Source organism: Rhodohalobacter sulfatireducens, assembly GCF_022012475.1.
GTDB lineage: Bacteria > Bacteroidota > Rhodothermia > Balneolales > Balneolaceae > Rhodohalobacter > Rhodohalobacter sulfatireducens.
In genome coordinates this window covers 32,462-46,960 of the sequence record NZ_JAKLWS010000004.1, presented here as the reverse complement: position 1 = coordinate 46,960, position 14,499 = coordinate 32,462, and the positions used below count along the sequence as shown (strand labels likewise).

Genomic DNA, 14,499 nt, shown 5'->3' with positions numbered 1-14,499 from the left:
TCATCGGGTGAATCAAAGAACTGATAATCTAATTTCAAAAAGGGTACACTTATCCAACGAATCACTTTACTAAAGGTGCCAAAATTACCTAAATTCTAATTCTGCATTTCGCTATTCGGTTAGTATATTTTGCAACAGTAAGAGCTACTCCATTTCAGACCTAAAGAGAACCGTTTTATGTACCTGATTTTTGACACCGAGACAACCGGCCTACCCGATAATTATTCAGCTCCGCTGACCGATTTCGACAACTGGCCGCGGTGTGTTCAGCTTGCCTGGCAGGTTCATGATGAAACCGGGAAACTGATTTCAAAAGGAAACTATATCGTTAAGCCAGATGGGTTTACAATACCCTTCAATTCCGAAAAAATTCACGGTATCTCTACCGAAAGAGCGCATGAAGAGGGAATCCCGCTTACCGATGTGATGGACGCTTTTAATAAAGACGTCGAAAAAAGCACGTTTATTATTGGGCATAACCTGGAGTTCGATCTCAACATCATGGGATCGGAATATCTGCGGATGGAACGGGAAAATCCGCTCACCGAAAAGATCCATATTGATACCAAAGATGATGCTACTGAATATTGTGCCATTCCCGGGGGGCGAGGCCGATACAAATGGCCGACACTTTCCGAACTGCACGACGAACTTTTTGATATAGGGTTTGAAGAAGCACATAACGCAGCAGCTGATGTTGACGCGACTGCAAGAGCATTTCTTGAACTGGTTCGAATCGAGGTCATAAAACCGACATTTCCTGCAGAACCGGGAGCGATTCCACCGAATCCGGCAAAGTTGATCGAGCAGGATCACTACATGCCGAAAGTAGAAGATTTGCGAAGAAGAGGTGTAACAGGCGAGGAAGAGGAATCTTCATCGATCATTGATTTGCCGCAAGATCAAACAGGTCCGAAGGTGGATTCAGCATTTGTACATCTTCACAACCACTCCAAGTATTCGGTGTTGCATGCGGCTTCCGGAGTGAAGGATTTAGTGAAGAAAGCCAAAGAGGATGGAATGCCGGCCGTGGCGCTGACCGACCTCGGAAATATGTACGGCGTATTCCATTTTGTGAAAGCTGCCAAAGCTGCCGAAATCAAACCGATTATTGGCCTGGAGGCCTATTTTGTTGAAGACCGCCACGAAAAAAAGTTTACCCGCGACCGAAAGGATAAACGTTTCAGGCAGGTATTCCTGGCGAAAAACCGGGAGGGATATGAAAACCTTGCGGAGATGTGTTCGCTCGGATTCATTGAAGGGTATTATTACAAATTTCCGCGAATTGACCGTGAGCTGGTTCAGAAATACAGAAAAGGACTGATCGCAACAACTGGTGGAATTGGAGGCGAAGTGCCGGACCTGATTTTGAATCGTGGGGAAAAGGTTGCCGAAGAAGCGCTGAAATGGTGGCACGACCTCTTTGGTGACGATCTGTATATCGAATTGATGCGTCACGGCCTGGAAGAGGAGGAGCGTGTAAATGGCATTTTGTTGGAATTTGCTGAGAAGTACAACATCAAAGTGATCGCTTCCAATAATACCTTTTATATGGAAGAGGACGATTCGAAAGCCCATGACGCATTGCTTTGCATTGATAATAACGAATCGATCTCCACGCCGATCGGGAAAGGACGCGAGAAGCGTTATGGATTTCCAAATGATGAGTTTTATTTCAAGACTCAGGATGAGATGAAGAAGCTGTTCGCAGATGCTCCAGAGGCGATCTCAAATACCATGGAAGTAGTGGATAAGATCGAAATGATCGATTTGGACCGCGAAGTGATTCTACCGCATTTCTCCCTGCCGGATTCTTTTGAAACGGAAGATGATTACCTGCGTCACCTGACCATTGAAGGGGCGAAAGAACGCTACAATGAGTTGAATGACGAGGTGATGGATCGCATCAACCTTGAGCTGGAGATTATTGGCAAGATGGGCTTTGCCGGTTACTTTTTGATAGTTCAGGATTTTATTGCTGCCGCTAAAGATATGGGAGTTTACGTGGGGCCGGGTCGCGGATCTGCTGCCGGATCGGTTGTAGCTTTTTGTACGGGGATCACCAATATAGATCCGCTTGAGTACGATCTTCTTTTTGAGCGATTCCTCAATCCCGAGCGTGTGTCGATGCCTGATATCGATATCGATTTTGATGATGACGGCCGGCAGAAAGTGATCGATTATGTAGTCGACAAATATGGAAAAGGCCAGGTTGCTCACATCATCACATTTGGTACGATGGCGGCTCGGTCATCAGTTCGTGATGTAGCAAGAGTGTTAGACCTTCCACTGTCTGATGCCGACAGGCTCGCCAAGCTCGTTCCCGAAACGATCGGGATTTCACTTGAAGAAGCATTTGGTGAAGTGAAAGAATTAAAGGAGGTCAAAGAGTCGGAATCGCTTGAAGGACGGACACTTCAGATGGCCGAAACACTTGAAGGTTCGGTTCGAAATACAGGGATTCATGCGGCGGGAATTATCATCGCCCCGGATAAACTCACCAAGTATATCCCGATCTGCACGGCCAAAGATGTTGATCTCTACGTCACACAGTTCGACGGCAAAGTGATTGAAGACGCCGGAATGCTGAAGATGGACTTTCTTGGGCTGAAGACACTCTCCATCTTGAAAACGGCAATTAAATTTGTAAAAGATAATCACGGAGTAGAGTATAACCTGGATGATATTCCACTGGATGATGAAGAGACATTCGAGATGTTCAAGAATGGCGCGACAGTTGGAATTTTCCAGTTTGAGTCGGACGGAATGCGCAAGTACCTCAAACAGCTCAAACCGACCAGTATCAATGATTTGATTGCCATGAACGCGTTATACCGACCGGGGCCGATGCAATTCATCCCCGATTACATCAAACGGAAGCATGGCGAAGAGAAAGTTGAGTACGATCATGAGGATTTAATTGACCTCCTGGAGCCGACCTATGGAATTATGATCTACCAGGAGCAGATCATGAAGGTGGCACAGCGGATGGGCGGTTATACACTCGGTGAAGCGGATGTGCTGCGAAGAATCATGGGTAAGAAGCAACCCGAATTACTGCCACCGGAAGAGGAGAAATTCGTAGGCCGGGCCATCGAAAAGGGGTATAAGAAAGATACTGCCAGAAAAGTCTTCGACAAGATGGCGATGTTTGCAGGTTACGGATTTAACAAATCGCACTCGGCGGCGTACTCTGTAGTGGCCTATCAAACCATGTATTTCAAGGCTAATTATACAGCGGAATATATGGCCGCTGTGCTGAGCCACAACATGGGCAATATCTCAAAAGTGAGTTTCTTTATAGAGGAGTGCCAGCGAATCGGGATTCCGGTTGACCCACCAAACATCAACACCGCTGAAGGAAAGTTCGTGGCAAGAGACGGTCGCGTACAGTACGGCCTTTCTGCTATTAAAGGTGTAGGATCAGGGGCAATAGAGCAGATTGTTGAAAACAGGAAAGAGAAGGGCGAGTTCAGAACTATTTTTGAATTTTCATCCCGAATCGATACTCGTGTATGTAATAAGAAAACGATGGAGAGCCTGGCCCAGGCCGGTGCTTTTGATACTCTCCATGAAAACCGTGCTCAGCTATTGGCAAGTATTGAAGATGTGCTGAGTTACGCATCAAGGAAGCAGGAAGAGGAACGGCTCAACCAGGTTAGCTTGTTTGGCGACGGTTCATCCGGCGGTGGATTTGTCCAGGAGCCGAAACTGCGGGATTGTCCGCCGTGGACCAATATCGAACGCCTCAACAAAGAACGGGAGTTGATCGGTTTTTATCTGAGTGGACATCCGCTGGATCGATACAAAGAGGATGCAGAACTGTTTGCGAGTCATACCCTGGCTATTGATGAGCTCGCCGATTTAAATGATCGAGACAAAGTGAAGGTAATAGCCATTATTACGGCAGTGAAGAGAATCACCGATAAAAAAGGACGGCCAATGGCATTTGTCCAGGTTGAGGATCTGCAGGGAAGTATAGAAGTATTGGTTTTCAGTGAAGTGTACGACAGGCACCAGGGGCTCATTGCACCGGATACCGTTCTTTTGATTGAGGGAACCATTTCTCAAAGAGATAGTCAACCCAAGATTATTGCGAATAGCCTTGAGCGGGTTGAAAACCTGCGAGAGAAATTCCAAAATCAGTTACAGTTAAATGTTAAACTGAACACCTCAGAAATTTCTGAGAGTGAACTTCAGGAGATGGCTGCACTTTTTGGGAGTCATTCAGGGGAAACACCGGTGAAGCTACAGATTAAATCGGAGCACTCCAGTAAACCGATTCAGATGAACGTAAGAAAATATGTTGTGGAACCGTCTAATGAACTGATCAAAGGACTTAGAAATGTTGTTGGACAGGAGGCTGTTCACTTAATGAATAATAAACAGCAGACACATTGATGTAATAAGATTTCGCAATCAGTTTGATAACTATTTGATATATGGTTATTGAAATTAATTTTACGATCTTTAACTCTAATTGAAAAAAACATATATATCACTATGAGTAAACCACTTGAATTAACAGACAGCAATTTTGCTGATGAAGTAGAAAGTTCCGATTCACCCGTTCTTGTAGATTTTTGGGCCGAGTGGTGCGGACCTTGTCGAATGGTTGGGCCGATCGTGGAAGAACTTGCCGGAGAATATGAAGGAAAAGCAAAAATTGGCAAAGTTAATGTAGATAATAACCCGGAAGTTTCCGTTAAGTATGGAATCAGAAGTATCCCGGCTCTGCTAATTTTTAAAGACGGCGAGGTAGTAGATCAGATTATTGGTGCAGTGCCAAAAAATCAGATCAAAAATCAGCTTGACGCACAAATTGCGTAATTCTATTTTCAAATATGTAAGGTCAATTCATGAATTGGCCTTATGATTTAAAAATTTGAAACCGTATTAAGGCGATGAACTAAAAATTCATCGCCTTTTTTGTGTTATTCAAAAAGTACAGAATCGAAGAAATGCTCCATCTCTTCGATGTAATACACTCCATATTTCTCAAAGGTATCCACCGTGCTGTTGTTCGGTTTCCAGTCGAAAAAGGCGTGGCTTGCGCCCCCAACCTGTACGTATTCAACACGCTGACCTTTCTCAACGAGTGCGTTCATATAGGCTGTTACATTCTCATCAGAAATTAGCGGATCCTGCGTACCTCTGATTAAGTAGTGGGGCATTGATAGTTCACTTGCATCGGGAATGTTGTGAATAGGAGAGATAGCCGCAACTTTAGCGTCATCCGCTTCAGTCATGCCAAGCATCTGCAGCATATTCGCCCCCTCAAATGCAAATACTCCGTACGTGGGAGCTACGCCTTTAATGGATGAGGTTAACTCAGTGCGTAAATCATCAGCGGTTTTGCCTTCAGGAATATAAGTCGGGGAGTATTCATAGATCCCTTCTGTCTCTCCAAACCCACCGTCTCCAATTCGGTCTGTCATGGTAGCAGCAGAGGCTGAGAGATGTCCGCCGGCACTATCACCGGTAAGCAGAAGCCTTGAAGGGTCGCCGCCATATTCCTGAGCATGCTCCCGAATGTGGGCGATGGCACCAAATACATCTTCAATCAGGTCAGCCATAGTATTGGGAGTTTCATCGCCATCACCTGTACCCAACCACCGGTAATCTATACTGGCTACAACGTAATTTCCTCCTCGTGCAAATTGTCGGGCCATTCCGCGCATGATATCTTCATCGTTTGAGCGCCAGCCGCCACCATGAATAATTACGAGAATCGGTAGATCTACGGCATCTTCGGGCGAATAGACATCATACTTCAATGGTTTTACACCCGGTTTAGCATATATAATGTCCGGTGTAAGTGTAAAACCATCCAGCAATGATTCTTCAACAAAATATGCGCCAACACTCTTATTTCCATCTATAGTTACTTGAAGCGAGGAAACACGAGGTGTATCATAAAACATTGGTCCCCACTGTCCTGGCGTTGAGTGGTAAACAGCATCAATCACATAACCGGATTCAGCTGTTGCGGTTACAGTTACAAGAGTGCCCTCGGCATATTTGCCGTCTTCAGGCAATACCGGATCAAGAGTTATCGAACCATTTTTGGGTTCATCTACGGATATGGTGAATTCAGAGGTCTGACTTATAACCTCCGGGGAGATAGAAACTGCGAACAGAAGTGTAATGAGTGCGATTTTTTTCATATTGAATGATCTTTTTTGGAGTCAAGAATAACCGAAAAATACCATTACATTTCCATTGTTACAATATAAAACATTAAGATCTTCCAGCTATAGAAAACGGATGCGAAACATTATTTTACATAGAAAAGATTATTTATTCAGAACTATACTTTAACTTTCTCTGTTTTCGGACATTACATATACAAACCAAATTTAAAAGGTATTTTTTTTGAAGAGAATTATTACAATAATCATTGTTCTTGTGGTGATTGGCGGATTATCCTATCCCAAAGTCAAACCGTGGCTTAGTTCATCCGGTGAGGAGCAAGTTTCTGCAAATTCCGGAGGCAACAACTTGTTGGAAGTTGAAGCCGTAGAGATGGACTATGAAACGATAGACGACGAAATTTTTTCCAGCGGCACCATTCAGGCAAATGAGGTTGTTGAACTAAGTGCTGAAGCTTCAGGAATTATAACCGATATCTATTTTGAGGAGGGACGTGAAGTTCAGGAAGGTGATCTTCTTTTAAAAATTAATGACAGTGAACTTCAGGCTCAGAAACAGCGAGCGGAATTTAGGATGGCTCTTGCAGAACAACGCGAGGAACGGCAGCGAAGATTACTTGAAAGGGGAGGCATTAGTCAGGAAGATTACGATGCTACTCTAAATGAAGTAAACGTTCTTCGCTCTGAAATTCAGCTGATCAATGCACAGATTGATAAAACAGAAATTCGGGCACCCTTTTCGGGGGTAATCGGCCTTAAGTATGTAAGTGTCGGTTCATACATTGGCCCGAACACCCGCATCGCATCATTGCAGGAGGTTGATCCCATTAAGATCGACTTTTCGGTTCCTGAGCGATATATCTCGCGCGTGAACGTTGGAGACGAAATCCTCTACTCAGTACAGGGGGTTGATTCTACGTTTTCCGGTGAAGTTTATGCTATTGAACCGAGGATTAATACAGAAACAAGAACGCTTCAAATTCGCGCGATAAGTGAGAATGATGATCAGCTTTTGTATCCCGGCGCATTCGCAAATATTACTCTGATTCTGGATGAAATTAATGATGCACTGATGGTGCCGACCATTTCCATCATACCCGGCTTAAATTCACAAAAAGTTTTTGTAGCTAGTGATGGTGTAGTGGAGGAAAGGATTATACGTTCAGGCATCAGGAACAGTCAAAAAGTTCAGGTGATTGAAGGAATTGAGCAGGGTGATATAGTATTAACCACAGGCCTGCTGCAAGTGCGACCCGGAATGGAGGTCAACATTACAGAAATTACTAAATCCACAGAAATATGAGTTTATCCTCACTTAGTATTCGCCGGCCGGTTTTGGCTTCGGTGATGTCCATTGTAATTATTCTATTTGGGGTGATTTCGTTTTTCTACCTCGGTGTTAGGGAATATCCATCTGTAGATCCTCCGATTGTAACCGTATCAAGCAGTTACGTGGGGGCAAACGCTGAGGTGATTGAATCACAAATTACGGAGCCTCTTGAAGAATCTATCAACGGGATTGCCGGAATTCGAACGCTTACATCTGTAAGCCGTGAGGGACGTAGTACAATTACAGTTGAGTTTGACCTGGAGATAGACCTGGAAACTGCAGCCAACGATGTCCGGGATCGAGTATCCCGGGCGCAGGGGCAATTACCACCGGATGCTGATCCGCCAACGGTTACCAAAGCAGATGCTGACAGAACTCCGATCGTATTTTTAAATGTAAACAGCGACAGAAGGAGCCTTTTGGATCTCTCTGCCATTGCAGATAATATTTTTAAGGAGCAATTGCAGACCATTCCCGGAGTGAGTTCAATTCAGATCTGGGGAGATAAAGAATATTCGATGCGGCTCTGGATGGATCCGCTGAAATTATCAGCATATGGTGTAACTCCATTAGATGTTCAGGCGGCGTTGCAGCGCGAAAATGTTGAGCTTCCCTCCGGCCGAATTGAAGGCCAGACAACTGAACTTTCTGTCCGAACAATGGGGCGACTGGAAACAGCAGAAGAGTTCAACAACTTAATCATTCGTGAAGAAGAGGGCCGAAAAGTACGCTTCAGGGATATTGGTAATGCCGAGTTGGGTGCATTAAATGAGCGTACGGTACTGAAGAGAAACGGAGTGCCCATGGTAGGTGTCGTTGCAATGCCCCAGCCGGGATCAAACCAGCTGGATATTGCAGAAGAGTTTTTTAACAGGGTTGAGCGTATTGAACGCGATTTACCGGAAGATATCAGTTTGGCTGTCGGGTTTGATACCAGTGAGTATATTCAGCAATCAGTCAATGAAGTAGAACAGACAATTTTCCTCGCTTTAGCGCTCGTGATTGCTGTTATATTTCTATTTTTGAGGGATTGGCGAACCACCCTGATTCCAATCATCGTAATACCCATCGCGTTGATCGGTGCATTCTTTGTGATGTACGTAGCAGGTTTCTCTATCAATGTGTTAACCATGCTGGCAATAGTATTGGCCATCGGCTTGGTGGTTGATGATGCCATTGTTGTTCTCGAAAACATTTATGCTAAAATGGAGCAGGGCTTGCCCACTGTTGAGGCAGGAATTCTCGGCTCAAAAGAGATTTTCTTTGCGGTTATTGCTACATCGTTAGCGTTGGTTTCCGTTTTTCTGCCAATTTTGTTTTTGGGAGGAACCACCGGTCGGCTTTTCAGAGAATTTGGCGTGGTGATTGCCGGAGCTGTAATCATCTCTTCGTTTGTGGCATTGACACTTACACCGATGTTAGCAACCAAAATTCTATCACAGGGTGCAAAAAAGAATCGGTTCTACAAAATGACAGAGCCGTTTTTCTTGACGATGAACAACGCATACAAAAGTTCGCTTGAATCTTTTATGAAAATGCGATGGCTCGCTTTTGTCATCTTGGCCGTTGCTTTCGGATTTATTGCACTGTTATATGCCACGACTCCCAAGGAACTTGCTCCGCTCGAAGACCGTGGGCAACTGAGGCTGTTCGCAACAGGGCCTGAGGGCGCCTCATTTGAGTACATGGACAACTATGTTGATCGGATGATTGAAACGGTTGAGGAGAATGTTCCTGAACTTCAAGCGATCAACACAGTAACCTCACCGGGTTTTGGAGCCTCGACTTCCACGAATTCTGCTTTCGGATTCTTAACGTTAGTGGATAAAAGTGAACGTGATCGTTCTCAGCAGGAGATCGCTAACCAACTTTCATCCCTAATGACGGATCTGTCAGGAGCACAAACATTTGTTTCACAACCACAATCCATCGGTAACCGCCGTGGTGGATTGCCGGTACAATATGTGCTGCAGGCTCAGAACTTATCGGAACTGGAAGAGGTGATTCCAGATTTTGTCCAGGCTGCGAATAATCACCCCGCATTTAATTTTGCCGAGGTAGACCTGAAATTTAATCAGCCCGAAGTTCAATTGAGCATTGATCGCGACCGAGCCAGGGTATTAGGGGTATCTGTTCGGGATATTGCCAGGACCCTTCAATTGTCACTATCAGGCAGCCGTTTTGGATATTTTATTATTGACGGAAAACAGTACGAAGTGATTGGCCAGATGGAGCGACAATACCGGAATGAACCGATTGACCTTCGAACAATATCCGTGCGAAGTGCTTCGGGCCAACAAATTCAACTTGATAATCTCGTTTCACTCAGAGAAACCAGTGCACCGCCTCAACTCTTCCGGTTTAATCGATTTAGTGCGGCAACTGTATCAGCATCACTTTCACCCGGATATACTATTGGTGACGGTATTGACGCCATGAATGAAATTAGCGCAGAAGTTCTGCCTCCGAATTTTATTACGGATTTGAGTGGTCCATCCAGAGATTTTGCTGAAAGTGCTGCAAGCCTGAACTTTATTTTTGGTTTGGCATTGATCTTGATTTACCTGGTACTGGCCGCTCAGTTTGAGAGTTTCCGTGATCCGTTTATCATCCTTTTTACAGTGCCCCTGGCAATATTCGGTACTCTGTTATCTCTTTGGTATTTCAATCAAACTCTGAACATTTTCAGCCAGATTGGGGCTATTATGTTGATCGGGTTGGTGGCAAAAAATGGGATATTAATAGTCGAATTTGCCAATCAACGCCAGGAACAGGGAATGAATGTAATGGAAGCGATTAAAGATGCAGCTGCTGTACGATTCCGTCCGATATTAATGACTACCATTTCGACGATTCTTGGGATTCTACCGATAGCTCTTGCATTGGGTGCCGGAGCGGAAAGCCGAACCTCAATGGGGATTGCAGTTATTGGCGGGCTGTTTATCGGAAGTTTCTTAACGCTTTATGTAATTCCCGCCATATACAGCTATTTTGCAACCGAAAAAGACGCAGAAAGCGAAATTCTTAAAAAAGCTCGAAAAGCTGAAAAAATGGAGCCGGCATCCGTATGATTCAAAGAATAATTGCTGGATTTTACACAGTTCTTCTAATACTACCTTTTTTGATTCCTTCACAAGCCATCGCTCAACAGGTATTAACACTTGATGAAGCCGTAGCTATTGGGCTTGAGAATAATTACGGAATTATGATATCAAGGAATTCAGTTGAGCAGGCAGAAAATAATCTGTCGTTGGGAAATGCAGGATTTTTACCCATAGTTGATGCAACGGCCTCCAGGACGGAACGCATAGAAGACAGTGAATTTCAGGCCGGTGGAGAATCACGTATAACCGAAGGTGCAGAGAGCAATAATACAAACGCAGCAATCAATTTAGATTGGACACTTTTTGATGGCCTGCGGATGTTTTCCTCATACAACCGCCTTGGAGAAATTCGAGACCTGAGTGAATTGCAGCTTGACCTGAACCAGGAGTTTTTGGTGGCCAATATTTCATTTACATATTTCAATATTATTCGAATTAGCGAGCAGTTGAACATCCTTCAGAATAACATTGAAGTAACCGAAGAACGAATTGAGATTGAAGAAACAAAAGTAGATTTAGGATCCGGGTCCGAGTATGATTTATTGCAGGCTCGTTCAGACTTGAGTGAAGATCGTGCTGCTTATATCCGGGAAACAAATTCACTTACAGAAGCCAAAATTAATCTAAATGAACTTTTGGGACGGCAGCCAAGCGAGGAGTTTGACGTAGTAAGTGAGATTTCTGTAAATCGCTCCCTGGTAAAAAAGCAACTCTATGAGAATTTAATTGAACAAAATACTGAGTTAGCCATTGCTAAGGCACAGGAAGATATCACTGAATTAGAACTGCGCGAAGTTCAGGGTGAAAGATATCCGGAGATCTCTTTTTCATCGGGATATAGCTTTAACAGGAATGAAAGCGGGGGAGGATTCTTTAGTTTTAATGAAACAACCGGTTTTTCATATGGATTAACAGCCCGCGTACCGATCTTCAACGGATTCAATATCAACAGAAGAATACAAAACGCTAAAATTGATCAAAAGAATGCTGAAATCAGCCGGCAGCAGGAGAGATTACGGATAGAATCTAATTTTGAGAGTGCATTTCGGGCCTATGTAAACGCAATTGAACTTGTAGATTTGGAAGAGGAAAACTATCAGAATGCAGAAGAAACACTCGATATTGCACTGGAAAGATTTCGCTTGGGTAGTATCAGTTCACTTGAATTCAGGGAAGCTCAAACCACATTTCTGCAAGCAGAAAACAGGCTGATCAATGCCAAGTATGAAGCTAAAATAGCTGAAACGGAACTGCTTCAGTTAAGTGGAAATATTGATGCGTTAGTTGTTCAGTAAGAAGCAGTTGAAACTAACGGTTTAGTGAAAATTGAATCGTAGTACCGTTGTCAAGGTAATCTACCGAATCAGAGATCTCTTCAATCAGAAAAATACCCCTTCCACTGTCCTTTAAGAGGTTTTCTTCTTTTAATGGATCGTTGGCAGCTTCCGGATTAAATCCTTTGCCCTGGTCCTTTACAGTAGAAATGATCTGTTTAGAATTTATTTTTACCTCAACCTCAACCTTTTTTTTCTCATCCAGTTTATTGCCGTGAACAATAGCATTCGTCACAGCTTCACTAAGCAGGAGCATAAGGTCACCGGTAGTATCTTCTTCCAATTGGCTCTTTTCTTGAATCTCCGTAACAAAATCCGGAACCTTTTCCGACTCTTTATAAGTCGAGTTCAATGAGAGCCGAAAAATCTGTTTCGACATATTGCCGTTATTCAATTTTATTAAGCGTAGATGCCACGCATTTCTAATGTAGTTGCCACTTTGTCTATAGCGTAGACATAAGCTGCTTGGCGTAAAGTTATTCTAAATTCTTCACTTACGCCATAAACATTATCAAAAGCGTTGCGCATCATTCGATTTAGTCGCCTGTTAACTCGTTCTTCGGTCCAAAAATAACCTTGCCGGTCTTGGACCCATTCAAAATAAGAAACGGTTACACCACCTGCATTTGCCAAAATGTCCGGTATTACCATGATTCCTTTCTCTTCAAGTACAGCATCTGCATTTGCGGTTACAGGGCCATTTGCCCCTTCAGAGATAATTTTTGCCTGAATGTTTCCGGCATTGCTACGATTAATCTGATCCTCTTTAGCGGCAGGAATCAAAACATCGCATTCAAGTTCAAGGAGTTCGTTGTTCGAAATCAGTTCAGCTCCCGGGAAATCCTTTAGAAGATTGTTATTTTCTTTAGAGTACCGGATAGCCTCAGGTATGTCGATTCCATTTTCGTTGTAATATCCACCGGTTACATCGCTAATGGCTATAATTTTTGCGCCTTGTTCATACATTAAATTTGCCGATACCGAACCCACATTTCCAAATCCCTGCACGGCAACAGTAACGTTATTAGGCATCATCCCAAGTTTGTTCAATCCGGCCAGAGTTACTGTAACCACTCCGCGGCCGGTCGCTTCTTTTCGTCCCTGTGAACCTCCCAATATGATAGGCTTGCCGGTTACAACGGCTGTTTCCGTTCTTTGTGCATTCATGCTGTAAGTATCCATCACCCAGGCCATGATCTGTTCGTTTGTATTCATATCGGGGGCGGGGATATCTTTATCAGGCCCAAAAATATCCAGCATGTTGGCGGTGTATCGCCGGGTAATACGTTCAAGCTCCGTCTTGGAAAGCTTATTGGGATCACACCGAACACCACCTTTTGCACCTCCAAATGGAACATTCACAACGGCACATTTCCATGTCATCCATGAGGCGAGTGCTTTTACTTCATCGAGGTTTACATCGGGAGCGTAGCGTATGCCGCCTTTCGAGGGGCCGAGTACATTATCATGAATAACCCGGTAACCTTCAAAAACTTCAATTCTGCCATCATCCATTATAATTGGGATTGAAACGATGATCTGTTTTACGGGACTCGAAAGATACTGGAACATACCTTCATCTAACTCGAGAACATCCGCAGCAAAACGGAATCTCTCCATCATGGATTCAAAAGGTGTCTCTGTACTTAATTTTGGGCCTGGCTCTTTATAAATAGAAGCGTTGTAGTGATTTTTTTGAGGTGCCATAAATTTGATATGGAAGCGCTTGTTTAGTTTTTTAAGGGCGATAATAGTCGTGTTTCAGTTGTAAAATACAGGCTTTTTCAGCAACGGAAAAACTCTTTTTTTGTCAATTTTTATTCACTTATTAAAAGTGTACCCTTTGTATACAAATTGTAGACAAAATTGATTTTTTACTCCTGAAATCAGTTGATTGACTTCAATATGAGGTTATCAAATAATTATCCTTTCATTAATTACGTTGATTGAGCAAAACAGAATGATTACAGATTTTTTTTAGTTGAAATTTAAAGCAAAATGAGTCATACTATTTAGGCTTTAGATTCATTTATAGACATTATCTCTACTTGAACAGCTAATTTTTAACCCATGGATTCCGACGTACTTGTACTAAATCAGGACTACCAGCCACTCAGTATTTGTTCAGTCCAGAGGTCTGTAAAATTATTATTTCTTGAGAAGGCCGAATTACTGCATGATGACCCTGAGAAGGTTATTCGAACGGTAAATGACGAATACTCCTATCCGTCTGTTATTCGTCTTCGGAGATATATCAATCTGCCCTATGCAAAAATTGTACTGTCTCGCAGAAACATCATGAAAAGAGACCAGCACACTTGCCAGTATTGTGGTACAAAATCCGATTTAACCCTCGATCATGTACTTCCCCGCAGCCGGGGAGGCGAAGATAGCTGGGAAAATTTGGTAACGGCATGTAATAAGTGCAATGTGAAGAAGGGAAATCGTACGCCTGATGAAGCAAGAATGCCCCTGGACATAGAACCCTACCGGCCTGTACATATTACGTTCTTCCAGAATTTACTGGGTGGTGTACAGGAGCACTGGAAGCCTTATCTCTATATGTAAGTACTTAAGCA

Annotated in this window: 9 protein-coding genes; 6 read left to right on the top strand and 3 right to left on the bottom strand. The window is 43.5% G+C overall.

Features of this window, described 5'->3' with window-relative positions:
- Positions 1 to 177: 177 nt before the first annotated feature.
- Both dnaE and trxA read left to right on the top strand, forming a co-directional pair.
- Positions 178 to 4,401: a DNA polymerase III subunit alpha gene (gene dnaE, locus L6773_RS04650; protein WP_237852690.1), complete on the top strand. Its 4,224-nt coding sequence runs from the start codon at positions 178 to 180 to the stop codon at positions 4,399 to 4,401.
- 102 nt (positions 4,402 to 4,503) lie between these two features.
- Positions 4,504 to 4,830: a thioredoxin gene (gene trxA / locus L6773_RS04645; RefSeq protein WP_237852689.1), complete on the top strand. Its 327-nt coding sequence runs from the start codon at positions 4,504 to 4,506 to the stop codon at positions 4,828 to 4,830.
- Positions 4,831 to 4,934: 104 nt separating this feature from the next.
- Here the strand turns inward: trxA and L6773_RS04640 are convergent, their stop codons facing one another.
- Entirely contained in the window at positions 4,935 to 6,167 is a 1,233-nt protein-coding gene (locus L6773_RS04640) for an alpha/beta fold hydrolase (RefSeq protein WP_237852688.1), read from the bottom strand.
- Positions 6,168 to 6,375: 208 nt separating this feature from the next.
- Between L6773_RS04640 and L6773_RS04635 the strand changes: the two genes are divergently transcribed.
- The 3 genes from L6773_RS04635 to L6773_RS04625 are packed head-to-tail and all read left to right on the top strand — an operon-like array spanning position 6,376 to position 11,881.
- Entirely contained in the window at positions 6,376 to 7,455 is a 1,080-nt protein-coding gene (locus tag L6773_RS04635; RefSeq protein WP_237852687.1) for an efflux RND transporter periplasmic adaptor subunit, read from the top strand.
- Positions 7,452 to 10,553: an efflux RND transporter permease subunit gene (locus tag L6773_RS04630; RefSeq protein ID WP_237852686.1), complete on the top strand. Its 3,102-nt coding sequence runs from the start codon at positions 7,452 to 7,454 to the stop codon at positions 10,551 to 10,553. The genes L6773_RS04635 and L6773_RS04630 overlap by 4 nt, the downstream gene beginning before the upstream one ends.
- Entirely contained in the window at positions 10,550 to 11,881 is a 1,332-nt protein-coding gene (locus L6773_RS04625; RefSeq protein WP_237852685.1) for a TolC family protein, read from the top strand. The genes L6773_RS04630 and L6773_RS04625 overlap by 4 nt, the downstream gene beginning before the upstream one ends.
- Positions 11,882 to 11,894: 13 nt before the next feature.
- Here L6773_RS04625 and L6773_RS04620 read toward each other — a convergent pair whose 3' ends face one another.
- Together L6773_RS04620 and L6773_RS04615 are read right to left on the bottom strand one after the other, a co-directional pair.
- Positions 11,895 to 12,299, bottom strand: coding sequence for an ATP-binding protein (locus tag L6773_RS04620; RefSeq protein ID WP_237852684.1), 405 nt, complete (start codon positions 12,297 to 12,299; stop codon positions 11,895 to 11,897).
- Between the two features lie 20 nt (positions 12,300 to 12,319).
- Entirely contained in the window at positions 12,320 to 13,627 is a 1,308-nt protein-coding gene (locus tag L6773_RS04615; RefSeq protein WP_237852683.1) for a Glu/Leu/Phe/Val family dehydrogenase, read from the bottom strand.
- A 363-nt stretch (positions 13,628 to 13,990) separates the two neighbouring features.
- Here L6773_RS04615 and L6773_RS04610 point away from each other — a divergent pair, with 363 nt between their 5' ends.
- Positions 13,991 to 14,488, top strand: a complete 498-nt coding sequence (locus tag L6773_RS04610) for an HNH endonuclease (protein ID WP_237852682.1) — start codon at positions 13,991 to 13,993, stop codon at positions 14,486 to 14,488.
- The last annotated feature ends 11 nt before the right edge of the window (positions 14,489 to 14,499 follow it).